Origin of the sequence: Nodularia spumigena CCY9414, from assembly GCF_000340565.2 — a bacterium.
In the GTDB taxonomy this organism is placed as follows: domain Bacteria; phylum Cyanobacteriota; class Cyanobacteriia; order Cyanobacteriales; family Nostocaceae; genus Nodularia; species Nodularia spumigena.
Genome location: NZ_CP007203.1, coordinates 5,020,222 through 5,044,456, shown reverse-complemented (window position 1 = coordinate 5,044,456; position 24,235 = coordinate 5,020,222). Strand labels below are relative to the sequence as shown.

General features: G+C 43.7%; 17 protein-coding genes, 1 other RNA gene and 1 pseudogene. 8 read left to right on the top strand and 11 right to left on the bottom strand.

The features are described from left to right. The first annotated feature begins 82 nt into the window (after positions 1-82). Positions 83-1,735, top strand: coding sequence for an RluA family pseudouridine synthase (locus NSP_RS21845; protein ID WP_017804421.1), 1,653 nt, complete (start codon positions 83-85; stop codon positions 1,733-1,735). A 55-nt stretch (positions 1,736-1,790) separates the two neighbouring features. Here NSP_RS21845 and NSP_RS21840 read toward each other — a convergent pair whose 3' ends face one another. Then, complete coding sequence (locus NSP_RS21840) at positions 1,791-2,324, bottom strand: PadR family transcriptional regulator (RefSeq protein ID WP_006199297.1); 534 nt, start codon at positions 2,322-2,324, stop codon at positions 1,791-1,793. A gap of 124 nt (positions 2,325-2,448) precedes the next feature. Between NSP_RS21840 and NSP_RS21835 the strand changes: the two genes are divergently transcribed. The 5 genes from NSP_RS21835 to speB all read left to right on the top strand — a co-directional run bounded on the left by NSP_RS21835 (position 2,449) and on the right by speB (position 11,099). Next, on the top strand, positions 2,449-3,765 hold the full coding sequence (locus NSP_RS21835) for an efflux RND transporter periplasmic adaptor subunit (protein WP_017804420.1): 1,317 nt from the start codon (positions 2,449-2,451) through the stop codon (positions 3,763-3,765). A 221-nt stretch (positions 3,766-3,986) separates the two neighbouring features. Further along, positions 3,987-7,079, top strand: a complete 3,093-nt coding sequence (locus NSP_RS21830; protein WP_006199169.1) for an efflux RND transporter permease subunit — start codon at positions 3,987-3,989, stop codon at positions 7,077-7,079. Positions 7,080-7,158: 79 nt separating this feature from the next. Next, complete coding sequence (locus NSP_RS21825; RefSeq protein ID WP_006199168.1) at positions 7,159-8,334, top strand: carboxylate-amine ligase; 1,176 nt, start codon at positions 7,159-7,161, stop codon at positions 8,332-8,334. Positions 8,335-8,345: 11 nt separating this feature from the next. Beyond that, positions 8,346-9,863: an FAD-dependent oxidoreductase gene (locus tag NSP_RS21820; RefSeq protein WP_017804419.1), complete on the top strand. Its 1,518-nt coding sequence runs from the start codon at positions 8,346-8,348 to the stop codon at positions 9,861-9,863. Positions 9,864-10,046: 183 nt separating this feature from the next. Continuing rightward, on the top strand, positions 10,047-11,099 hold the full coding sequence (speB, locus tag NSP_RS21815) for an agmatinase SpeB (protein WP_006196378.1): 1,053 nt from the start codon (positions 10,047-10,049) through the stop codon (positions 11,097-11,099). Here the strand turns inward: speB and NSP_RS21810 are convergent. The 4 genes from NSP_RS21810 to NSP_RS21800 form a co-directional block, all read right to left on the bottom strand. Beyond that, positions 11,076-11,900 carry a M90 family metallopeptidase gene (locus NSP_RS21810; RefSeq protein ID WP_006196376.1) on the bottom strand — a complete coding sequence of 275 codons (825 nt, stop codon included), beginning with the start codon at positions 11,898-11,900 and terminating at the stop codon, positions 11,076-11,078. The genes speB and NSP_RS21810 overlap by 24 nt on opposite strands. Before the next feature lie 106 nt (positions 11,901-12,006). After that, positions 12,007-13,188 (bottom strand): GNAT family N-acetyltransferase, encoded by a 1,182-nt coding sequence (locus NSP_RS21805; RefSeq protein WP_006196374.1) that lies wholly within the window; start codon positions 13,186-13,188, stop codon positions 12,007-12,009. 47 nt (positions 13,189-13,235) lie between these two features. Next, the gene (locus tag NSP_RS26110) at positions 13,236-13,373 is read right to left on the bottom strand and encodes a hypothetical protein (protein WP_157133655.1); all 138 of its coding nucleotides are present in this window, start codon (positions 13,371-13,373) and stop codon (positions 13,236-13,238) included. A 46-nt stretch (positions 13,374-13,419) separates the two neighbouring features. Beyond that, positions 13,420-14,151: a RibD family protein gene (locus tag NSP_RS21800; protein ID WP_017804418.1), complete on the bottom strand. Its 732-nt coding sequence runs from the start codon at positions 14,149-14,151 to the stop codon at positions 13,420-13,422. Between the two features lie 294 nt (positions 14,152-14,445). Here NSP_RS21800 and NSP_RS21790 point away from each other — a divergent pair, with 294 nt between their 5' ends. Continuing rightward, positions 14,446-16,392 (top strand): sensor histidine kinase, encoded by a 1,947-nt coding sequence (locus tag NSP_RS21790; RefSeq protein ID WP_006196368.1) that lies wholly within the window; start codon positions 14,446-14,448, stop codon positions 16,390-16,392. A gap of 5 nt (positions 16,393-16,397) precedes the next feature. Here NSP_RS21790 and NSP_RS21785 read toward each other — a convergent pair whose 3' ends face one another. The 6 genes and pseudogenes from NSP_RS21785 to groL all read right to left on the bottom strand — a co-directional run bounded on the left by NSP_RS21785 (position 16,398) and on the right by groL (position 22,820). Beyond that, on the bottom strand, positions 16,398-17,441 hold the full coding sequence (locus NSP_RS21785; protein ID WP_006196366.1) for a Gfo/Idh/MocA family protein: 1,044 nt from the start codon (positions 17,439-17,441) through the stop codon (positions 16,398-16,400). A gap of 102 nt (positions 17,442-17,543) precedes the next feature. Beyond that, positions 17,544-18,263, bottom strand: a complete 720-nt coding sequence (gene rnc, locus NSP_RS21780; protein WP_006196365.1) for a ribonuclease III — start codon at positions 18,261-18,263, stop codon at positions 17,544-17,546. A gap of 135 nt (positions 18,264-18,398) precedes the next feature. Further along, positions 18,399-18,836, bottom strand: an RNA gene (rnpB, locus tag NSP_RS23765) — RNase P RNA component class A. 49 nt (positions 18,837-18,885) lie between these two features. Continuing rightward, entirely contained in the window at positions 18,886-19,590 is a 705-nt protein-coding gene (locus NSP_RS21775; protein ID WP_006196360.1) for a hypothetical protein, read from the bottom strand. Between the two features lie 50 nt (positions 19,591-19,640). After that, positions 19,641-20,789: a magnesium/cobalt transporter CorA gene (gene corA / locus NSP_RS21770; RefSeq protein WP_006196359.1), complete on the bottom strand. Its 1,149-nt coding sequence runs from the start codon at positions 20,787-20,789 to the stop codon at positions 19,641-19,643. 350 nt (positions 20,790-21,139) lie between these two features. After that, a pseudogene (gene groL, locus NSP_RS21765) lies at positions 21,140-22,820 on the bottom strand (chaperonin GroEL). A gap of 157 nt (positions 22,821-22,977) precedes the next feature. Here groL and NSP_RS21760 point away from each other — a divergent pair. Next, positions 22,978-24,060: an MraY family glycosyltransferase gene (locus NSP_RS21760; protein ID WP_006196355.1), complete on the top strand. Its 1,083-nt coding sequence runs from the start codon at positions 22,978-22,980 to the stop codon at positions 24,058-24,060. Positions 24,061-24,235 lie beyond the last annotated feature (175 nt).

Genomic DNA, 24,235 nt, shown 5'->3' with positions numbered 1-24,235 from the left:
TCTCTATATTGGCATGGTTGGTAAGATTTAACGAACCGCCAAGTCGCCAAGTTCGCCAAGAGAGGAGGAATATTTTAGTTCTATGGTCGGTGATTTAAGGGTTAGTTATTGGTATGAGGGGTTTTGTCCTGTCAGTGGGGAATGCCTGAGATTGCCCCGCACTGTTTTTGTGGAGGCGATCGCTCGTGATTTAATGCAGCAATTAGCGACCGATGCGGTTTATAATCGGGAGGGGAAGATGTACGGTGTTTTGCTGGTTGAACTTCCTACGGGCGAAACACAAGTTTTAAAAGCGTTTTCTGGTGTTCTCAATGGTTTCAGTGTAATTGAGGGTTGGGTTCCACCAATTCCGGGACGAGATGACGTAGCTTTAGAGGAAGCCCACACTTTAGCTGAATTAGAGAATATCAAGCAGGAATTAATTACTCTCAAGCAACTCAGAGAACGACAGCAGTGTGAAATTCTATCTTACGATTTTGAGCAGCAATTGCAACAGATGAGTAATTTCCATCGCCAGTCTAAACAAGAACGCGACGCAAAACGTCAGCTATTTTACCAAGAAATCACAGGGGAAGCACTGACTACTGCATTGGCAGAACTGGAAGAGGAAAGCCGTCAGCAAGGAATTGAACGCCGCAAACTCAAAGCTCAACAAAATGCTGTGTTGCAACCTTTACAGGAATTCATCTCAGCAACAGACAGACAGATACAGCAACTAAAACAACGGCGTAAAGCACTATCTCGCCAATTGCAGGCGCAAATGCACGCGGCTTATTCCCTAATGAATTTTTTAGGGCAATCGGCATCTTTACAAAAATTAATGCCAGCCGGGTCTATACCAACGGGTACGGGAGATTGTTGTGCGCCGAAGTTACTGCACTATGCGGCACAGCAGGGACTGAAACCTCTAGCAATGGCGGAGTTTTGGTGGGGGGAATCTTCAGAAAATCAGGAGAAAGTACAAGGAGAATTTTATCAAGCCTGTGTTGAGCGTTGTCAGCCGTTAATGGGGTTTTTGCTTTCTGGTTTAAAATCTCAGTCTCCAGTACCTTCAACACCAATGCAAAGCAGTTTAAGCAGTAATTTAAATGATAGAGCAGGGTTTAATTTACCGATTATTTATGAAGATGAATGGCTGATTGCTGTGAACAAACCCCCAGGGCTACTTGCGGTTCCTGGTCGTTATCGGGATACTCAAGATAGTGTTCTGAGTCGTTGGCGTTATTGGTTTCCAGATGATGCGGAAATTATGGCTGTGCATCGGCTAGATCAGGAAACTTCTGGTATTTTACTATTGGCGCGGGTTAGGCAAATTCATCGACAACTGAGCCAGCAATTTCAACAACGCCAAGTTCACAAGGTTTATGAGGCTATACTTTTCGGTGCTGTGACAGATGAACAAGGTGTAATTGAATTACCTCTGTGGGGAAGTCCGGAAAATCGCCCTTATCAGCAAGTTAATTGGCAATATGGTAAAATCAGTGTGACTCAATTTCGGGTGATAGGAAGGGAAGGAAATTATACACGTGTTGAGTTTATTCCCGTCACAGGACGCACGCACCAATTGAGAGTTCATGCTGCTGATCAGCTAGGATTGGGGATGACTATTTTAGGCGATCGCCTGTATGGATGCAATGCTGCTGCGAGTCGGTTACATCTACACGCCAGACAACTTAGTTTTAAACATCCACAATTGGGTGAAACTATTGATCTAGTAGCAAAAACGCCGTTTTAACGGTAAAGACTTTGAGCGCTCATCGTGGTTCAGTTTCTGCGGTTCTGGCAAAAGTTTAACATTTTATTAAACAGGCGATCGCTTCATCGCACCATTCTATCCACATAGTTTCGTAGCGAATACCGCACCGCAAGGTGAGATACATATGTCGTTGCGGGCGAGACAGATGATCCACATCGCCAAATTCTAGTTCGCGGGAGCGATAATACGCCAATTTTTGCTGATGGAATTGCTTGCGGCGTTCAATTTCACGGATGAGGATATCTTCAGGAATTATAAACCCACCGCGTACCTTTACCAGTAAATCCTCACGGATTGCTGTTGGTTCAGAGGGTTGAGCAATCCAAGAAATCAATTCTTGTCTACCTACATCGGTAAGAGAATAGATTTTTTTGTCAGGACGAACCGATTGTGGTAATACTTCCACTTCTACCCAGCCTTTTTCCTGCATTCTTGCTAGTTCTCGGTAAATCTGCTGGGAGGTAGCTTGCCAATAGCAACTGACTCTTTCACTAAATTCTTTGCTCAGATCGTAACCTGTCTGAGGAGATTGAAGCAAGATAGTGGCGATCGCATGGGCTAGGCTCATAATTCTTTCTTGACATGAACAATTAGTTGCATATACGCTTTGATTTATAAAACTAGGTTTATAACAGTTAATTGAATATCACAACACTTCTTGTAAACGTAGCACAAAAAAGAGTGGTCAGCTGATGGAAGCCCAAATACCAGAAATAGATGAGGCCGCCTCGCCTCGGAAATATCCAAAAAAGACTGGCGTGAGGAATCTGCTAATTGCGAGTGGGATGGTGGTGGCGATCGCCTTTGGAATTTATCAACGGTTATCTGCTGAACAGGAAGTTGCTGTTTCTCCCCCATTGACAGTGCAAACCCTGAAGCTCAAGCCTGTACAGTCATACCAAGTAACGCGTTTTTATACAGGCGAAGTAGTAGCCACTCGCCGCAGCGACTTGGGCTTTGAGCGGGGAGGCAAAGTCATTGAAATCATCTTCAATCAAGGACAAACCGTAGAAAAAGGCGCAGTAATTGCCCGGTTAGATACGCAAAGTCTCCAAGCACAATTGGCACAGTTAGCAGCGCAAAAATTGCGTGCAGTGGCAGAATTACGAGAATTGCAGAATGGTCCACGCCCAGAAACCATTGCTGCGGCTCGTTCTCAAGTAGCAGATTTAGAAAATCGGTTGCGTTTGGAAAATATTCGCCGCGATCGCCGCAGTTCCCTGTACGCAGAAGGCGCGATTTCCCGTGAACAGTTGGATGAAGTGGCATTTAATCGAGATGCCCTCGCCGACCGCCTGTCCGCCGCTCAGAGTGAATTAGAAGCATTGCAGAACGGTACACGCTCTGAACAAATCGCCGCCCAAGCTGCTACTGTGACGCAAATTGCAGCCAGTATACGCGATGTAGAAATCAGTATCGAGAAAAGCACCCTCCGCGCTCCCTTTCGTGGTGTGGTTGGGGAACGAAATTTAGACGAAGGCACTGTGGTACAAGCCGGACAGGCTATTGTGCGGCTAGTGGAAAATGTCACCCCGGAAGTAGAAATTGGCGTACCGCCCCAAGTCGTGCAGACCCTGAAAGTAGGCAGCCGTCAACAGGTGCAGGTAAGCGATCGCATTTATACTGCCCAAGTCCTGGCTCATAAACCAGAAATCAACCCCCAAACCCGGACTAGAACGGTGGTTTTGCAATTAGTTTCTACAGGTCAAACCATGCCAGCATCAGGAGAAATCGCCCGTCTGCAAGTGGAACAAATGGTATCTACCCAAGGATTTTGGTTGCCAGTATCCTCCTTAATTAAGGGAGAACAAGGATTATGGTCTTGCTTTGTGGTTGCGTCAGAGGGAGAAACCGATGTTATTGAACGACAGGATGTGGAAGTGTTGTATACCGAAGGCGATCGCGTTTTAGTGCGCGGTACAATCACCGCCGGGGAAGAGGTTGTTAATAGTGGCACTAACCGCTTAGTTTCTGGGCAAATCGTAAAATCAGTGAACAGTGAACAGTGAACAGTTGGTGATTTAGTAAAGAATTTCCTTCTTTCCTTCTTTCCTTCTTTGTGTACTTTGCGTCCTTTGCGGTATGCGCTTCGCGCACGCTACGCGAACGTTTCTCATATAATTTGGCGCATCCTCATAAAGAATTGGTATTAGGTGGTTGAGTGTTTTTTTATTTAAAAATCCCTTATCTCTCTTGACTGATAACTGATAACTGATAACTGATAACTGATATGGCACAGCTATTTTTTCGCAACTTGCGCTTGCTATTGTTGGCGATTTTTTTGATTGTGGCTTGGGGAACTGTCACTTTTCAATCCTTACCCCGACTGGAAGACCCAGAACTGACTTCTCGTTTTGCTCTAGTTACTACTTTTTTGCCAGGAGGAACGGCTGAACGCACGGAATCTCTGGTTACTGACCCGATTGAAGCCAAGATTGCCGAAATTCCCGAAGTCAAAACCTATGAGTCTACGTCACGAGCTGGGGTTTCGACTATTTCCGTAGATTTACTTGATAGTGTGGGTAAAAATCGTGTGCCTTTGGTGTGGTCACGGGTGCGGGATAAATTGCGGGAGGTGCAAGGGGAATTGCCCAGGGAAGCCAGTGAACCAAAATTAGTTGAGGGAGAAGTGCGTGCTTATGCTCTCCTTACCGCTCTGACTTGGGAACAGTCTGATGCACCGAACTACGCCATTTTGCGGCGACGGGCAGAGATGTTAAAAAATGCCTTGCGATCGCTCTCTGGTACAGATGAAGTGGAAATTTTTGGCGCACCCCAAGAAGAAATCACGGTGAATGTGAATACAGAAACTCTTGCTAGTTTGGGAATTACCGCCTCAGAATTAGCAGAGCAAATTCAACAAAGCGATGCGAAAATCTCCGCCGGACAGTTTCGCGGTGATAATACATTACTCTATGAAGTCCAGGGAGAATTGGATACCCTGAACCGTTTGCAGCAAATACCTGTGGGCTGTTCTAACTGTGAATCTAACCGGGAATTTCGGCTTTTGGCAGACATCGCCACTATTGAAAAAGGAATTGCCACACCGCCCACAGAATTGGCATTTACTGCCGGTAAAGCTGCGATCGCCGTTGGTGTTTATGTCCAGTCCCAATATCGTCTGGATCGCTGGATAGTAGAAGCTCAAAAGGCGATCGATATTTTTCGGGCTGATTTACCTAAAGGGATAGGGTTAGAAATTGTCTTTAATCAGAGTCGTTATGTGTCGTCGCGATTAAATAATCTGATTGGGAATTTGCTATCTGGTGCTTTGATCCTGTTTGTGATTTGCATGATCATGATGGGTTGGCAACAAGCATTAGCCGTACAGATTGCCTTGCCTCTTTCAGTAGCGATCGCTATCATTGTCATGGGTTTATTGGGTATTCCCTTACATCAAATGTCAGTGACGGGGCTAATTGTGGCCTTGGGCATTCTGGTTGATAATGCGATTATTCTCGTGGATGAGATGAATATCCGCCTGAAAACGGGAATGTCTTTAGAAACTGCCATCGCCGAAACCGTGCAGTATCTGCGTGCGCCTTTGCTGGGGGGAACACTCACCACTGTATTCTCCTTTGCACCCATTGCCCTACTTCCCGGTGCAACTGGTGAATTTGTCGGGACGATTGGTTTAAATGTAATTGTGGCCGTGCTGGCTTCGCTGTTGGTGGCCTTAACGATTTCCCCAGCGATTACCGCCAAAATTTATCAGTGGAATCATCGTCGCTCTCTCACTTCTAAAGGCGTGATTGACAAAGAAAGATGGTGGGAATCAGGATTTTCTCATCCTGGACTTAGCGCTTGGTATCGTCGTTCTTTGCACTGGTCTTTGAGGTATCCCAAACGAGCGATCGCCCTCACGCTGATTTTACCAGTAATGGGGTTTACTTTGATGTCTACCCTAAGTTTACAATTTTTTCCCCGTGCCGACCGCGAACAATTCACTGTGGAGTTAGAACTGCCTCCTGTTAGTTCTCTAGGGCAAATTCAAGAGCTGACACAAGAAGTAGAAGCCGCTTTACGCCGCCATTCTGAAGTTGAACAAGTGTATTGGTTCTTGGGTAAGAGTCCGCCGAAAGTCTATTACAACCAACTCACGAATCGGGAGAACGAGAGCAGTTTTGCTGGGGCGATTGTGCAGATGAATGGCATTGCTGGCGATCGCTTCATTCGCCAACTGCAAACAGAATTTAACAGTGCCTTTCCCAATGCTCGTGCTTTGGTGCGGTTGTTTGAACAGGGGCCACCTTTTGAAGCCCCGATTGAGTTACGCATTTACGGCTCTGATGTGGAGCGTCTACAACAATTAAGTGAGCAACTTCGTTCTATTTTGGCAGAAGTTCCTACCATTACTCACATTCGCAGTCGCGTCAACGATGTGCTTCCCCAACTGTCCCTGAATATTGACGAACCAGAAGCGCGATCTCTGGGTTTGAGTCGTCGCGAAACAGCACGGCAATTGCAAATTATCACTGAGGGGGTAAACGGTGGCACGATTTTAGAAGATAGCGAAGAAGTGCCTATACGAGTCCGTTTGAGTGATAGCGATCGCTCTGACTTGAGCCAATTACAATCAGTGAATCTTCTCCCAAGCAATAGCAAAGGCTACATTCCCTTAGAAACTATTGGCAAACTGAGTTTAGTCCCCAAAAATGCCGCTATCACTCGCAAAAACGGTCGCCGAGTCAGCACCGTGCAGGGCTATCTCACCGCCGGAACCTTACCAGCCAATGCTTTGGCTGATTTTCGCCAACGTTTGCAAAACTCTTTCTCACTGCCTCAAGGCTATAGCCTGGAATTTGGTGGTGAAGAAGCAGAACGTAACAGTGCCACTGGCGGACTAATCGGTTATGGCATTGTGCTAGGAATTGCCCTGGTGGTAACTTTGGTAATTTCCATGAATTCTTTCGCCCTTGCGGGTTTGATTGGCATAGTGGCGATTCTGTCCATCGGTGGGGGTGGATTATCGGTTTGGCTATTTGGCTATCCTTTTGGCTTTAATCCCATTATCGGCACAGTCGGATTGATTGGGGTTGCGGTGAATGATGCGATTACTGTTCTCACTGCTTTGAAGACTGATATTCTTGCCCAAACAGGCAATCGCGAAGCGATGGTAGAAACAGTCATTCACACTACGCGCCACGTACTCACAACCACATTCACCACAATGGCAGGTTTTATTCCCCTGATTCTCGGCGGTGGTGGATTTTGGCCGCCTTTAGCAGTGGTGATTGCCGGCGGTGTGGGTGGTGCAACCATTCTCGCCCTTTACTTTATTCCCAGTGCCTATTTATTATTGCGATCGCCATATCAGCTTTAAAGTAGAAGTACAGAATACAAAATGTCAATTAAACTGGTAATTCACTTCTGCTGACCTGTACTAGCAAGAAATAAATAGCATGACAGGCATAGAATTTAAAAGCTCTCCAGAATTCTCTCTGGGTATGGAAATTGAGTTACAATTGCTTAATCCCCACACCCTGGAATTGGTAGATGGAATTTTACCTTTATTGGCACAAAAACCTGAAATTCCTTGCATTCAGCCAGAGTTTAAGCAAGCGTCAGTGGAAATTAGTTCCCAGGTTTGCAGGAATATCCATGAGTTAGAAGCCAATATTTTGGCAAATCTTTGTTACCTCAAAGCCAAATGCCAAAATTTGGGGATGAATATTTGTGCAGCTGGGACTCATCCATTTTGCGTAGCTTGCGGCCGTAGGCATCACTTTACCCCTGTCACCCCTATTCCCAGATATCTCGCCCAGCATACCGCATCCGGCTATATAGCCGATATAATGACAACTTTTGCCCTTCAAATCCACGTGGGAATGCCATCAGGTGATGTAGCTGTAGATATCATGGGTAAGCTCAAACCTTATCTGCCAATTTTACTGGCGCTGTCTGCTAGTTCACCTTTTTGGTGGGGTCATGATACCGGCTTTGCGTCTTATCGGCGATGCTTTCTATCATCCTTTAGAACTTATGGTAGCCCTCCCAGCTTTCCCACCTGGCAAGATTTTTCTGATTTCTTTATTACCGCCCAACACGCCGGAATGTTTGAAATTATCCGCGATATTCATTGGGATTTGCGACCCCAACCCAATTTGGGAACCCTAGAAATCAGGATCATGGATGCTCAACCAACGGTGAAAGAGTCAATTATGCTGGCAGCTTTTGTCCATTCTTTAATATTATATCTCCATGACTACCCCCAAGGAACACAAACAGGATTTTTGTTATCTCCCCTACCCTCGTGGATGGAAAAAGAAAACATTTTCAGAGCGTCTCGCTGGGGTTTAGATGCCAATTATATTGAAGATCAGGAAGGCAACAGCAGACCAATGAGGAGTATAGTTAAGGATATATTAGATGCGATAGGCATGACTGCCGATACTTTAGGAGAAAGGCCGTATTTGCATTTACTGGAGCAAAGATTAGACACAGGGGCTAGCTATATCCGCCAGCGACGGGTATTTGAAAGTACAGGTTCTTTGAAAGCGGTAGTTGCTTCTTTAGTAAAGGAATTGGCAGAGGAATTGACAATCTCACCATATTATTTAGCTTATATCCCCAAATAATTTGGATCAATATGTCAGCAACTAAATCAGACAACCGTATAAATACAGACAGCCAGACCTTAACCGGGGAAATCTACGATGTTGTCATAGTTGGCGCTGGGCCTATCGGGTTAGCAACAGCTATTGGCTTACGCAAATGTGGTATAGAAAATATTCTGGTTGTTGATCAAACTCGCGCTTTTCGTAAAGTTGGTCAAGTATTGGATATTCTTCCCAATGGCTTAAAATCTCTCAAATATTTAGATAATCAAGCTTACGAAGCAGTTAAGAACACTGGGATGGGGTTCATGAATTCCCCTCAGTCTAATGGCGAAAAAACTCAGGGAGAAAAACCTGCTAAAACTTCACCCGAATGGGTTTATAAGAATTTGCAGGGGGAAACTATTCGGTCAACTCCTCTGGGGTTTGATCACTGGTTTCAACAATATGGTGAGGGTCGAGTATCAATTGCTTGGTACAATTTGCAAACCACCCTCAGAAATCTCATTCCTGAAGACAGAGTTAAAGCAAATCATCGTTGTATAAATGTTATTGATGAGCCAGAAAAGGGCTGTGTTCGGATAGATTGCATTTCTGATCTAAGAACAGAAGCCAACCCTTATGCTTATTGGGCTGATGGACAAAAAGTCGATAATAACGAGCCTCAGAATTTAGATCCGACCTCTCAACAATTAGGTTCAAAATCATTCCGAGCCAAACTAATTGTAGCAGCAGATGGTATTAACTCGACAATTCGCAAAGTACTTTACAAAGATACTCCTGATAGTGATTTTGCCCAACCTAAATATTCAGGATTCGCAGCTATATCTTGTCGGGAAATCACCGAAATTCCCCAGGAATTACAGACACAAATTGAAGAGAAGTTTTTTCAAGATTCACCCATTGTCACTATTAGTAATGCTTCCGAAATTACCGATTCTCTGAATGAGCTAAGGATGATGTTATTTCGCAGACCAGGTAGCCACATAGGATACATTTTACATCTGGCTGTGTCTTTGGAATCGTTAGAAGATAAATCTGAAAGTTCTTTGCTGGATTTAGCAATGCAGCAGTTAGAAAAAGCTGGTTATCCCGATGTACTTCAGGAATTAGTTCGTCTATCTCCTCCTGCTAATATGCAGCAACGCCCATACTACATTCACCACGCAAGCACATCTGACGGCGAAAGTCAACCTACCTGGAGTAGAGGACGTGTGGTATTAGTGGGTGATGCAGCTCATGGTATGCCTCCTTTTATGGCACAAGGGGTTAATCAAGGATTTGAAGATGCGCTAGCAGTGACAACGTTAATTGCTCATATTGCCGAGACAAATAAATGGGATAATGGGGAAGCGATGGGCTACGCCCCGCCAGAGGCGATCGCTACAGCCTTTGAGAAATACGAAAATCTGCGTCGCCCCATGATGAAATATATTCAACACGCAACATTAACAAGGTTTCCCCACTCCTCAGACGAAGCATGGAACAACTATGGACAACAGGTATATCAGCGCAATTTTGACGAAATAATTGCTGCATTGTCATCATGACAGCAAACTTCATCTGAGTGAGGTAGATAAATTTATCCTTGAAATCACCAGCACCATTTTTTAGTTAAAATATTTGGGATTGCCGAATTAGAGAATGAAAGTCAAAAATTCAAACTCTCAAACTCTCATTCTCTGCGCCTCTGCGCCTCTGCGTGATAGAAATCCATATTAAATTACAAAACGATGACTATTCAACAACCAGACTACAATCCCAGTGGCGTAGGTGAAATCAATGGTAACATCTTCGGTTTACCATGCGATTATGAGTCTGCAAACTTGATTGTCATTCCTGTACCCTGGGAAGTCACAGTATCCTATGGTGCTGGTACAGCCAAAGCACCACAGCAAATACTCGATGCTTCCATTCAACTAGATTTATTCGATTTCGATCATCCTGATGGCTGGAAACAAGGAATTTTCATGATGGAAATTCCCCAGGATATTTGCGAAAAAAATGAATATTATCGCACCTTAGCAGCCAAAATTATTGCCAGACTAGCACAAGGCGAACAACTGACCGCTACACCCGATTTAACTCCTGTGCTGACAGCAATTAATCAAGCTGGTGAACAGGTGAATCAATGGTTATTTACCCAGTGTCAAGCAGCAATGAATCAGGGGAAGCGTGTTGCAGTTATTGGTGGTGATCACAGTGTACCATTAGGTTACTTCCAAGCTTTAGCCGCTAAGTATCCCAACTATGGCATTTTACATATTGATGCCCACGCAGATTTACGCGATGCTTATGAAGGGTTTGAGTTTTCCCATGCTTCGATTATGTTTAATGGGTTGAAAATTCCGCAGATTTCCAAATTAGTCCAGGTAGGCTTGCGTGATATTTCTCATGATGAAGTGAAAATGATTGATCAATCAGGCGATCGCATTATCGCTTATTACGACCCAATTATCAAACAAAAGCTTTACGCCGGCAGCACTTGGATTGATATCTGCCAAGAAATTATCAGTCATTTACCAGAGTACGTTTATCTTAGCTTTGATGTGGATGGACTTGATCCCAAACTTTGCCCCAGTACGGGTACTCCTGTTCCTGGTGGGTTAGAATTAGAGCAAACTTTTTGTTTATTCCGGGAATTGGTCAAAAGTAATCGTAAAATTATCGGTTTTGATGTCTGCGAAGTCGGTGATGCTGAGTGGGATGGTAATGTCGGGGCGCGAATTGTTTATAAACTAGCTAATTTAATGGATTTATCCTTAAGTCCACTGCACAGGGTCTAATTGATAATACCTTTGTAATTGCTCATACAGCGCCGGATGCTTCCCCCTTAACTGGCGAGGTTTTTCATAAAATGTTTCCGTAGCTACAGCAAAAAACTCAGCCGGATTAATTGTACCATAGCCATCCATGACAGTTTTGACGTTTCTGGGAATATCATCACAAAGTTGTTGATATTCTGCTGTCATCACCTGCGCCCACACAGTATACTCTGAGTTGCGTTGCAAAATAGGCACTCCGTTGGCGGTTCCATCTTCTTGGTCTAACTGATGGGCAAATTCGTGTAGGACAACATTATGTCCATCTTGCCAGTTACCAGTATCTTTTTCAACCTGTTCCCAAGATAATATTAATTGGTCTTGAGTCCATGATTCCCCTAATCTCGCCTCGCGTTTTTCTTCGACTACATAATTTCCCGTTGCTACAGTTTGATTTACAAAATATGTCCTGGGGTAAATTAAAATAGAACGCAGTTTAGGGAAGTATTTTCCTCGCTCGTTCAGTAAAAGTAAACAAGCTACAGCAGCAATAGTTACCTTCATTTCTGGTGTGACTTGCAATCCTCCACAGCCAATGAATTGCTTTTGTGCTAAAAATACTTGAATATGTCCCTGAAGTCTCCGACGTTCATCAGGTGAAAGCTGGAGATAAATGGGGAGATGATTTTCAATGATAGCACTCCACAGTGGCGGGAATGGACGGCGTTTAACACGGTTGTGACGCTGTTTCACGAGGATAGGATTGGCTAAAATACCAATCACAATCAGCCCAATGAGCATAAAAACAGCAATTATCTCCACCATTGATTTTTGAGTGCCTCAATAATTAAATCTTGTGTAATTAGAGGTGCTATTTTTTATTATCTCAGATTTGTAAGTGTTCAGGTTAGGGATTTTACTGTCATATGGGTTATTCATTTTTGAGATTAAATGGTAAATCCTGATTAATCGCCGCCATCTCTTGTTGTTCTAGTTGATTAACTTCCCGAATATATGGGGGGATAATTTGTTCTAAACGACTATTGTAAAAGCGGTGCAAACTGTAATTTGGCATAGCGGGAAAACCACGGCGTTTTTTGTGTCGTCCCCCAGCACCGGGATCAAAACTTTGGATATTATGAGCGATCGCCCACTCAATCGGTGTATAATAGCAAGCATCAAAATGTAAGCAATCTATTTCTTGGAAACTACCCCAGTAGCGTCCATATAAGCGATCGCCTTTAAATAAACAAAAAGACATCCCCACAGGTTGACGCTCATCTTGTTCTGTATACGCCGGAAAAAATACCACTCGATGCCGGTAATTGGTATGTAGTTGCTCAAAAAACTGCTTTGTGAGGTATTTACTACCCCACCAGCCAAATTTATCACAAGTATCAGCATAGAACTCGTACATCAAAGGAAATAAAGACTGAGGAATTGCATCACCAGTCAGTGGTTGTAGTCGTAAACCCACTTTTTCCACAGCTTTGCGTTCTCGCTTGATATTGCGGCGCTGATTGGCGTTGAATAATTTTAAATAATCATCAAAAGTTTTAAACCCGACATTTTCCCAAATGTAGCTATGGTGTAACCAAGTTGTAAAACCTTGGCGTTCCAGCACAGTCCGCCATTGGGGATCGACATAGAGAAAATGACAACCAGAAATCCGATGCTTGATGCAGAAAGCATCAATCTCATGCACCATCAGGGCTGTAATTTCATCCTCATCTTCCCCTGGGGCGATTAAAAAACGATAACCTTCAGCCGGGGTAAATGGTGTCATTCCCAGCAATTTAGGATAATACTGTACTCCAATGCGATCGGCTAATTCTGCCCATTGGTGATCAAAGACAAATTCACCATAACTGTGTCCTTTCAAGTAAAGTGGCGCAACTGCAATCAGCGTTCTGTCTCGCCAAAGAGTTAAGTGATTAGGTAACCACCCAGTTTTAGCCGTAGCACTCTGGGAAATTTCGAGATTATTCAGCCAATCCCATTCTAAAAACGGCGTTTTCAGTGGCATTGCTAAAGCATCCCAGGCATTTTGGGGTACTTCCGCAATTTTGTTAATCCAACGGCTAGAGTAGCGAGGCTTGATTTGTTCCACCATTGTGGGGCTTTTTTGAAGAATAAGGGACTGGGAGCGCTGCGCGAAAGTCAAAAGTCAAAAGTCAAAAATCGAAACAGGGTTAAAAATTTCCCTCTACCCAATGACCAATGACCAATGACTAATGACCAATGACCAATGACTAATGACCAATGACCAATGACTAATGACCAATGACTAATGACCAATGACCAATGACCAATGACTAATGACTAATAGGTTAATCTAATTTGCTCAACGTTGCAGCCGATAGTGCAGAAACACTTCTTGCTCAACTTGATGAACTTCTAAAAGTTCTAATTTGGGAGCAAATTGAGATAAAAATCCGACTCCTTCTACTGGTGTTGGTGCAGATGCACCACCTAAAATCAATGGACAGACTGTGAGCCAGAGTTCATCAATTAAATCTAATTGCAACATAGAAGCGACTAACTCACCTCCCCCCAAGATCGCTAAACGTGTTATATGTAGAGATGCCAGGTGTTGCAAAGCAGCAGACGTGTCAACCTTTCCCGTTGGTGTGTCAAAAATTATCATCTGCTCAAATTTGGGAGGACACTCCCGTGCTGGTGTTAACCCTGTAGAATGAAGTGTCTGTTCTCGTCTTTGCCAAGAACCTGCTCCCATTGTTGTTGTCAGCAACCAGCGTTCTATTGGCTGTTGAAAAAACTTAATTTCCGGATTGATATCAGCAGACTGTGTAATGACTATATGAACCGGTTGGGCGGGCTTACCCCCTTTTATTCGATGTTGCAGCAGAATTGGTTGTGATACTGTAAGTGTTGTACCGTAAGCACGAAGAGTGCCAGCACCTATTAAAACGGCATCAGAGGCAGCAATTTGTTCTTCCAGGTGTGCTTTATCAGCCCCTGAGCCAAACCGCGCAGGCGATCGCCTAAAATCTGCTATCTTGCCATCTGCACTCATTGCCAAAACGACTGTAGTATGAGGACGATTGTGCATCATTGGCTTGGTTTGATAGTCTTGATATTTGGCTTGTTAGTGGATTGATTGGAGAAAAATATTTGCCCGCCAGCTACTGTGAGTGCAATTTCATAACTGTATCTATATGCAACACCAGTCACTTTCACATCTACCTTATATGAGTTTTGGTATGCCTGATTCCTTGTTATACCTTCAAGATTTGCCATTTTTGGGAGTTGACCAGCAAATTATTATAACTTAGCAGAATATCTCCTTGAGCTATTCTAATTGCACATCGTTACTTTTGTGGTTTACAGATGCGAAGTGAGATCCTCGATGGCTAAGGCTTGTCAATCATCCTTTAGACGTATTTTAGTAACAAGAATTTTACTGTTGTTTGTCCCAGCATTATTGTTGGGGCAAATTGTAGCCTTGAATAAGGCTAGGTCTAGCCTATTAAAAACTGCCCGTCAAAATCTGACAGAGAGCGCTATTTTCAAAGGTGAGACAATTGCTAATGCGATCGCTACCCTACAAACTCACTTGCTCACTGTCAGTCAAACAACCGTTATTCAGACTGGTTCATCTAAACAAGCACAAAAATATCTCACTCAGCTAGCAAAACAATTACCAACGCATATTGAGTGCCTGCAATTAACTCATCTACAAAGCAGTAAAATCATTGCCAGTACCTGTGGAAACCAAGCAATTGCCGAATCGAGATTATCTTTTCCTGATCAAGGAGAAAAAATTGTTATCAAAAAAATATTACCTCCCAAGGCAGGAACCACAGGTAAAAAAAATACCCATAATCAACTGCAATTAATGCTATCCACTCCAGTGTATAGTCGCACTGGGAAAGTGCTATATGCCTTGAGTATTCAATCAGCACTATACAAACAAAGCAAAAATCAGCCGGGGTCCTTAACAGGCGCTACTGTAGTAATTGCTGAAAACGGGATGATTTTAGCACACCCATCAGCCGAGCTAGTAGGGACGAATATTCAACAACACCCAGATGCTGCCCAACTGGAACAGATTGTCAAAAAGGCAATGGCTGGACAAAGTAATTCTATAAATTTGCCGAATCAAGAGGGCAATGGATTCATAGTTGGTTACACAGCTATCGCCAACCCCATTACAAAAGAGCAAGGGCAAAAATGGATAGTCGTCGCTGTGACAACTGTGGATAATGCTCTGCTAGGTTTGGAAGAAATCAAACTGATCCTGATTGTTTTAACAGTTGGTTTAATTGGTGCGAGTTTGTTGGCATCTTTATATCTAGCTCCTTACCTGGCCAATCCTCTAGAAGAATTGCGCGACTATGCCCTGAATCTTCACAGCCACCACGCCGCACAACCAGTACCACGCAACTTCAAAATCCGGGAGTTCAACCAACTGGCGCAAGCAATAGACCAAATGGTTGAGAGACTCAAAGCCTGGGCAGAAGAACTAGAAATTGCTTGGAAAGAGGCAAAAACTGCTAACCAGATCAAAAGTCAGTTTTTGGCTACCACTTCCCATGAATTGAGAAATCCACTCAATGTGATTATTAACTGCGTGCGCGTAGTTCACGAGGGCTTGTGCGATAACCGAGAAGAAGAAATAGAGTTTCTCAAACGTGCCGACGACACAGCTATTCACTTGCTAGGTATTATTAATGAACTACTTGATATCTCCAAAATTGAAGCAGGTAAACTGTCAGTAGTTAAAGTACCGATTGATCTCCGGCAAATACTGCTGGAAGTGATTAATTTACAATCAGTAAATGTGCAGAACAAAGGCTTGCAGTTAAAAACTGATTTAGGTACTGACTTGATTCCCGTAGAAGCAGACGCAGCAAAGTTAAAGCAGGTACTAATTAATATCATTGGTAATGCTACTAAGTTTACCGACGAGGGAAGCATTAGGATTGCTACAATTTCCCACAAATTTCAGGTGATTGTCAGCATAACAGATACAGGTTTAGGCATAGAACCTGACCAGCAGCACAAACTATTTCGCCCCTTCGTGATGCTAGATGGAGGCGCAACACGCAAGGTTGAAGGTACGGGACTAGGACTAGCGATTTCCCGCAACTTAATTGAACTCATGGGAGGTACTATTACTCTGGAAAGTGCGGGTATAAACCAAGGTACAACGGTGAAGATTACCTTGCCGATGATTGATATTACCCGATTAAATGCTTCTACAACAGAAGGGAATTTACATAATCGGGTAGTTGCTTCTGAGGATGAGGGGGTAAGGGCTGGTAACTGTTCGCTAATTTCTACCAAGAAATAGAGAAATCAGAAACCGTTGATTTTTAAAACCACAGGTTGTCCGCCCTGGTTTAGAGATGCTGTCAGACCAGAGAGAATCTGTACTAATTCTGTGCCTACCCAACCAGATGAGATGTCTGGGGTAGTGTTCTGAATAATACTGAGAATAAAGCGATCGCAAACTCGCTGCAATGGTTCCCCTGTTTTTAATTCCAGCATTTCTGGTTTTTGATTCACAGGTAAAAACTGATTTCCTTGACGTTCAAACTCACCATGTAACAGAGTTAAAGGCGATGTAGTGGACATTTCATCAAAAATCAAGCAACCACGGCTACCCACAACCGCCAGTCTTCTCTGTTTATCAGGATTTCCCCAGCACAGGTGAATATATACCTGAAACTCATCCGGGTATGTCAGCGTTACCCAGACTAAATCTGCTAACCCTGATGGTGAGTGTGTCAGTTCCCTATTCTCTACTCCCTGTAACCACACCGTACCCGTAGCCTGTACTTTCACTGGGATCTGACCCAGCCAGTTGTTAAAAATAGCAATATCATGAATAGCTAAATCCCACAAAGCATCAACATCTTGGCGGACTGGCCCTAAATGTGTACGTGTGGCGTAACCATAGCGTAAATTACCTAATTTACCTGCCTTAACAACAGTTTGCCCTTGTTCAACAGCTGGATGAAATAAATAAGTATGGTCAACCATCAAGATTAAATGCTGTTGTTCTGCTATCTGGCAAAGTTCCAGACATTCTCCTGGGTCTAGAGTTAAGGGTTTTTCTGCTAAAACGTGGTAGCCCAGATGCAGCGCCTCTTTAATTAAAGCATAGTGGGTAGTAGCTGGAGTGGCGATCGCCACTGCTGTCAGCCCCGCTACTTGCTGTAAAGCTGACCACTGAGTAGTCAATAATATATTTTCATCTAAATTAAACTGTTGCTTGACTGCTGCCAATCTTTCTGCTTGGGGGTCTACTACCGCCACTACACTCACTTGGGGATGTGCTAAAAAATTCCGCAGTAAATGTACTCCCCAACGCCCCACACCAATCACAGCAATTTTCATTTCGTTAGTTATTATTTATTAGTTATTTACTACTTTAGTAGTCAGAGACTGCCAAAAGAAATACATCATCTAAAAATAATAAAAACAGTAAAAATGCTGAGTTTAGGGATTTTCCGGCTGAGAAATTCCTAAGAAAGCGACTTTAGCGGCGGCTTGTTCAGCAGCTTTGATGGAACGTCCTTTACCTTCACCTAGTTTGTTGTCATGTAGCCAAACTTCAGCCGCAAAACGCTCTTGATTTTGGTTACTTTGATTAACTTCCGTTACCCGATACTCAGGCAAAACTTTAAATTCTGCCTGTGTCCATTCTTGCAGGGCGGCTTTGTAATTAAGTCTAGCGGGATCGAGGCGAATTTCCGTTGCTAGCTTTTTCAAATGAAAATCTAGCCAAGGACGAATTAATTCCAAATTGTTCGTGCTGAGGTAAAGCGCACCCAGAACAGCCTCAAAAGCATCTGCCAATCGTGATTCTAGACCAATTTTGTCACTTGTAGCACTACCAGCCACAAGTAAGTATAATTGTAAACTATATTCTCTTGCCAGTTGCGCGAGGATGCGATCGCTCACCAAAACCGAACGAATGGCCGCAAAATCCCCCACTGGACAATCAGGATAAGTTTCCCACAACACTACAGCCGCAGCTAATCGCACCACTGCATCACCAACAAATTCCAATTGTTCATAATTTGCCGATTCCGAAACCGTAGGATGAGTCAGAGCCAAATCCAACAGATCCCACTTAATGGGTAAACCTGGTGGTAAACCTAACCTTCTAACTAAACTTTCGAGCTGTCGCTGACGGCGTGGATAAACAAGTGTCATCAAGGGGACTGGTAAGAGGCAGAGGGGCAGAGGGGCAGGGTGCAGGGGGCAGGGGAGAAAGGGACTGGGGGAACTTGTTCAGCACTCAGAACTTTCTTGACTCAGCACTCAGCACTCAGCACTTAAAAATTAGGGGGAGAGAGTCGGACATAAGCCGGGTTCTGTTCTCGCCAATGTTTAAAAACACCTTTGAGGGCAGTTATCTATCTGGGACGCTTGTTACCAAACGCCTCTAGCGGCTCTAATGCACGGAAACTGGTAAAAGACCAACCGTAGTTTCCTCTGGCCTTGCTCCCTACCGGGGTTTACCGAGCCAGCGCCTCTCGACGCTGCTGGTGCGCTCTTACCGCACCTTTGCACCCTTACCATTTTCAGTTATCAGTTATCAGTTATCAGGTTTTGACTGTTCACTGTTCACTGTTCACTGTTCACTGAAGATGGCGGTATCTTTCTGTGGCACTATCCTCACGATCGCTCGCACTGGGCGTTACCCAGCAAGTTTGGTCTTTCGGGAGTCCGGACTTTCCTCAAACCAGTCACTCTGACTGATCTGCAACCGCCTGCGCCTACTCCCTCCCTAACTCCAGTGTAATCTGGGATGGCATCATGTGTCCGGTTTGGATTATTTCTTTTTCTTCCAAGGCAGAGCATAAGTCCAGGGTAATTTTCTAATGGTGAAGGGACAATTAATAATGCACATCGGTGGGATATTCACACCTGGAGCTAAACCTACACGGACTTCAGAGATGCGTAGCACCAGTTGTAGTGAAAATTCTAACTCCTTTCTTTCCTGCATAAAGTCGTTATATAATTTTTTTTGCGGTCCTCCACCTTTGCTCAATGCAGTAATATTAATTATGGGTTTTGTAGCCGAGTAAGTTCCAGTATCTTTATTACGCTCAAAAACATCTTCTGCTGTGACTGTTTCGGACAGTGTTTTCTGAGGAGCAATCAAACTAGGACTTTGTGGTACAGCTAAGTCACGGGTCAAATCTGGTGATTTGCGAATAACTCGGCGCGATTGCTTGCTATGTTCGACAACTAACGAGCTATTATCCCAGTCAACATATATAGCAATATTATCAGATTTATTATCGATACTCAGCGATAACTCCTTGACATCATCTACAGAAGATGAGGGTTTAAATTTAAAAGAAATCCCTATTTTGTCTTGAAGATTTTGTTCTTTGAGTTGTTCATCAACGACTGCTTTTTTAAATTCAAATTTAATTTGCTCGTCAATAGACTCGACCATACGATTAAAGACGTAGGAAACGCCAATAATATAAAGGGTCAAAACAACTAAATTTTGGTCGCCATTACTCATAAATCAGAATATTAACTCCCTATAAAAATTTTGTATATGGGACGCATGAGCTATTTCCCATCTTGGTTAATTGTGGAAGAGTCTTTGAGCCAGCCTCGCCGCCAGAAAAAGAATAGCAAACCAAAAGCGATCGCTGCCATTACAGCCAAGCAAATTGGGTAGCCCCAATACCAATTTAGTTCAGGCATATTATATGGAGATCTTTCGGTATTAAAATTCATGCCATAGATTCCAGCCACAAAAGTTAATGGAATAAAAATAGCAGAAACCACCGTGAGCAACTTCATGATTTCATTCATTTTGTTACTCACAGCCGATAAATAAACATCCATCAATCCAGATGCTAGTTCCCGGTAATTTTCCACCATATCCATGACTTGCACGGCATGATCGTAACAATCTCGCAGGTAAATTTGCACTTCTGTTCCTATTAGTTCACTACCATCTCGAATTAAAGAACTAATTGCATTTCTCTGAGGCCAGATAGCACGACGTAGTTGCAGAAGTTCTCGCCTAACTTGATAGATTTGTTGTAGTGTTTTTCGGGTAGGGTTAAGTATTACTTCCTCCTCTAATTCTTCCAGTCGTTCCCCATACAGTTCCAGCACTGGGAAAAAGCCATCAATAATTGCATCTAACAAGGCATAAGCTAAATAATCAGCCCCCTGTTTGCGAATGATCCCTTTACTTCGCTCAATTCTTAACCTCACGCCTTCAAAGCAATCATGTTCTGGTTCTTCCTGCACTGTGAGCAAATAATGTTTCCCCAAGACAAAACTCACTTGCTCGCTGTAAAACCCACAGTTTTTTGCCATTGGAACTACCATTTGGGAAATTATCAGTAATTGATCTTCATAATCTTCAATTTTGGGACGTTCTCCCATATTGACTACATCTTCTAAAACTAGAGGATGTAAATCAAAAACTTTACCCAATCGTTGTAATATGTCTGGATTCCCTAATCCTTGTACATCCACCCAAGAGACAGATTCTTGATCTAGATAAGTGGTACATTCTTCAGGAACTTCTATTTGTTTGCGAAGGCAGTTATTTTGGTTATAGTCAAACAAACAAATTGTGGGTTCTTCAGCATTTACGTCAACGATGATAGTTCCGGGAAGAGTTCCTGGTTGGTGATAGAATTCCTTTTTGTAGAACTTCTTCACTGCTTTGGGTATACGGCGAATTTTTCTTACCATGCAGTTTTACTTAATAGTCATTAGTCAATGGTCATTAGTCATTGGTCATTAGTCATTGGTCATTAGTCATTAGTCATTGGTCATTAGTCATTGGTCAAAAAATTGCGCTTTTGGATTTTGGCTCCTTCATGCTAGAAAAGTAGCTGTGTTTATTTAACCTTTTGTCAGAAATTTTACAAGTTTTAATATCAAGATGTCATTGATAGATGACCTAGTTTTGTCAAATATAACATCAGTATGCAAGCGGTTATCATATCACTTAATTGTCTGGGAATCAGCAAGGGTATAAAAAAACAGTTTGCCATCATAAGACAAACTGCTCACAAAATATTTACATGAAGCAACAGAGATTAGAACATACCCATGCCGCCCATGCCACCCATGCCGCCCATGCCGCCCATGCCGCCCATGCCGCCCATACCGCCCATGTCAGGGGCTGGAGCCGCAGATTTAGGCTCTGGTTTTTCGACTACGATCGCTTCAGTGGTAATAACCATACCAGCAATGGAACCGGCATTTTGCAAAGCTGAACGCACTACTTTCGCAGGATCGATGATACCAGCTGCAATCAAATCCTCAAATTTTCCAGTAGCGGCGTTGTAACCGATATTGCCAGCGCTTTCTTTGACTTGAGAGACAATCACGGAACCTTCGTCACCAGCATTATCTGCTATTTGACGTAAGGGAGCTTCTAAGGCTCGTTTGACAATATCAGCGCCTAATTTTTTCTTCTTCGCTGAGGTGGGCTTTGATTGCGTCTATTTTGGTAATCAACTTGATTAAGGTTGTGCCACCACCAGGAACTATGCCTTCTTCGACAGCAGCTTTAGTGGCGTTGAGCGCGTCCTCAATCCGCAGTTTACGGTCTTTGAGTTCGGTTTCTGTGGCCGCACCCACTTTAATAACTGCGACACCGCCAGCTAGCTTGGCGATGCGTTCTTGGAGTTTTTCTTGATCGTAGTCAGAATCAGTTTCTTCTAATTGCTGACGAATTTGAGCAATTCGGGTTTGTACTTCTGGTTTGGTTTCACCAGCAGCTACGATTGTGGTGCTTTCTTTGTCAATGGTGATTTTGCGGGCTGTTCCCAGCATTTCCAAAGTAGCGGTGTCTAGGCTTAAACCGATTTCTTCAGAAATCATCTGTCCATCGGTGAGAATAGCAATGTCTTGTAACAAAGCTTTGCGGCGATCGCCAAATCCTGGTGCTTTAATCGCAGCCACAGCCAGCACACCCCGTGCCTTGTTGACTACCAAAGTTGCTAAAGCGTCGCCTTCTACATCTTCAGCAATAATCAGCAAGGGTTGACCAACACGGGCAACTTTTTCCAACACGGGAACTAAATCCTGAATGCTGCTGATTTTTTTGTCAGTAATCAGGATGCGAGCGTTTTCAAACTCGACGATCTGGCGGTCGTTATTGGTGATGAAGTAGGGAGAAATATAACCCCGGTCAATCTGCATCCCTTCCACTACTTCCAGTTCTGTGGTGAGAGATTTGGATTCTTCAACAGTGATTACACCGTCTTTGGTGACTCTTTCCATTGCTTCGGCAATCATCGCGCCGACTTGTTCATCATTACCAGCTGAAACAGTGGCAACTTGAGCGATCGCACTGCCTTCTACAGGCTTGGCCATCTCGGCAATTTCTTTGACCAGAGCTTCAATAGTTTTGTCGATTCCGCGCTTCAAGCTGATGGGGTTAGTACCAGCTGCGACGTTCTTTAAACCTTCTCTAATCAGCGCCTGTGCTAAAACTGTAGCGGTAGTGGTGCCATCACCAGCAATGTCCTTGGTTCTGGATGCGACTTCCTGGATTAGTCTTGCACCAGTGTTTTCTAAGGGATCTTCTAATTCCACTTCTTGGGCGACAGTGATCCCATCGTTAACGATTTGAGGTGCGCCAAATTTCTTTTCTAAAAGGACGTTGCGACCTCTTGGTCCCAAAGTAATTTTCACAGCATCAGCCAGGGCGTTGACTCCCCGTTCTAAAGCCCGCCGTGAATCTTCATCAAAGGAAATAATTTTTGCCATGTTTAATTTCTCTAGCGGTTCCATTAAACAATTTAGCACTCACAAGAGCAGAGTGCTAATTACCCAATTAGCTCAGATTATAAATGGAAATAAAAAAATTGATTAATATACTATTGATACTCATACAGGATACTGGCAGTAATGCTTGAATTGGGGGATGAACCTAGACAACTTTCTTGAATCCCTCGGCATTGCCGACCCTCGCGGCTCCGGCTGGTTGGCAGTAGTATTTACATTTTGTTTGGCTTGGCTGGTAACGTGGCGATTAATTCCCACAGTCCGCCAATTTGCCCTGCGGGTAGGTTGGGCTGACCAACCAAACGCTCGACGGCTCAACCAGCAGCCCTTGCCCAATGCCGGGGGTTTAGCTATTTACGCGGGAGTAATTGCCGCAATGGTACTAGCTACCCTCTTACGACCGATTGCCCTGCAAAACGTATTAGCTCAGGTGCTAACTATTCTACTAGGAGGTTCAATCCTAGTGCTGGTTGGTTTTATTGATGATCAGTTCGGTTTACCGCCCTCTGTGCGCTTGTGGGCGCAGATTGTCACGGCTTTGTTACTGTATGCAAATGGCATCAGTATCGAGGTTGGTTTCAGTACACCCATTGACTCGCTGCTTTCCATGTCGGTGACGGTACTTTGGGTAGTGGGGATCACTAACGCCATCAACTTGATGGATGGTATGGATGGATTAGCGGGAGGGGTAAGTTTTATCACCGCTATGAGTTTATTAGGAGTTGCAGCCCAATTTCCCAATCGCGCCGCCGCTATTTTAGTGCTAGCAGCTTTAGGGGGTGGAGCCTTGGGCTTTTTGCGTCATAACTTCCACCCCTCACGGATTATCATGGGTGATGCGGGTGCATACTTTTTTGGCTATGTGCTGGCTGCAACCAGTATTTTAGGTAATCTGCAAGAAAGTACTATTTTCGCCCTGGGACCGACTGTGTTATTTCTGCTGTTGCCTGTACTGGATACTACACAAGTGTTTGTCCGCAGGTTATTGGCAGGAAAAAATCCTCTCAGTACCCCAGGTAAAGACCACCTACACCACCGTTTATTGGCTTTGGGATTTTCCCAGCCCCGTGCGGCGTTCACTCTTTGGTCAATCACTCTCGTTTTTAACTTGCTGGCGATGAGAATACAAGGTGTGAATTTTATGGTGATAATTTCTACCGCCATTAGTATCATTTTTCTGTTGGGCTTTACTGTCTGGCGAAAAGATACTCAACCCTCTTGAGCTATTTTATGTCTGTTTTAACACTGACAATGGTAGCAATTTTATTTAAATAAAACCCATTGTAGGGGAAAGTTTTTTGCGCCCCTACTCAATTTTTTTGTGGTGAAAATATGGGAATTATTTCAGAATAATAACGTAATATAAGGATATTCTCATCAATTGACAATTAAGTTTT

What these genes read in the sequence shown, in the direction of transcription:
- NSP_RS21845 (WP_017804421.1), top strand. Translation starts at nt 83, where the DNA reads ATGGTCGGTGATTTAAGGGTTAGTTATTGGTATGAGGGGTTTTGTCCT.
- NSP_RS21840 (WP_006199297.1), bottom strand. Translation starts at nt 2,324, where the DNA reads ATGAGCCTAGCCCATGCGATCGCCACTATCTTGCTTCAATCTCCTCAG.
- NSP_RS21835 (WP_017804420.1), top strand. Translation starts at nt 2,449, where the DNA reads ATGGAAGCCCAAATACCAGAAATAGATGAGGCCGCCTCGCCTCGGAAA.
- NSP_RS21830 (WP_006199169.1), top strand. Translation starts at nt 3,987, where the DNA reads ATGGCACAGCTATTTTTTCGCAACTTGCGCTTGCTATTGTTGGCGATT.
- NSP_RS21825 (WP_006199168.1), top strand. Translation starts at nt 7,159, where the DNA reads ATGACAGGCATAGAATTTAAAAGCTCTCCAGAATTCTCTCTGGGTATG.
- NSP_RS21820 (WP_017804419.1), top strand. Translation starts at nt 8,346, where the DNA reads ATGTCAGCAACTAAATCAGACAACCGTATAAATACAGACAGCCAGACC.
- speB (WP_006196378.1), top strand. Translation starts at nt 10,047, where the DNA reads ATGACTATTCAACAACCAGACTACAATCCCAGTGGCGTAGGTGAAATC.
- NSP_RS21810 (WP_006196376.1), bottom strand. Translation starts at nt 11,900, where the DNA reads ATGGTGGAGATAATTGCTGTTTTTATGCTCATTGGGCTGATTGTGATT.
- NSP_RS21805 (WP_006196374.1), bottom strand. Translation starts at nt 13,188, where the DNA reads ATGGTGGAACAAATCAAGCCTCGCTACTCTAGCCGTTGGATTAACAAA.
- NSP_RS21800 (WP_017804418.1), bottom strand. Translation starts at nt 14,151, where the DNA reads ATGATGCACAATCGTCCTCATACTACAGTCGTTTTGGCAATGAGTGCA.
- NSP_RS21790 (WP_006196368.1), top strand. Translation starts at nt 14,446, where the DNA reads ATGGCTAAGGCTTGTCAATCATCCTTTAGACGTATTTTAGTAACAAGA.
- NSP_RS21785 (WP_006196366.1), bottom strand. Translation starts at nt 17,441, where the DNA reads ATGAAAATTGCTGTGATTGGTGTGGGGCGTTGGGGAGTACATTTACTG.
- rnc (WP_006196365.1), bottom strand. Translation starts at nt 18,263, where the DNA reads ATGACACTTGTTTATCCACGCCGTCAGCGACAGCTCGAAAGTTTAGTT.
- NSP_RS21775 (WP_006196360.1), bottom strand. Translation starts at nt 19,590, where the DNA reads ATGAGTAATGGCGACCAAAATTTAGTTGTTTTGACCCTTTATATTATT.
- corA (WP_006196359.1), bottom strand. Translation starts at nt 20,789, where the DNA reads ATGGTAAGAAAAATTCGCCGTATACCCAAAGCAGTGAAGAAGTTCTAC.
- NSP_RS21760 (WP_006196355.1), top strand. Translation starts at nt 22,978, where the DNA reads ATGAACCTAGACAACTTTCTTGAATCCCTCGGCATTGCCGACCCTCGC.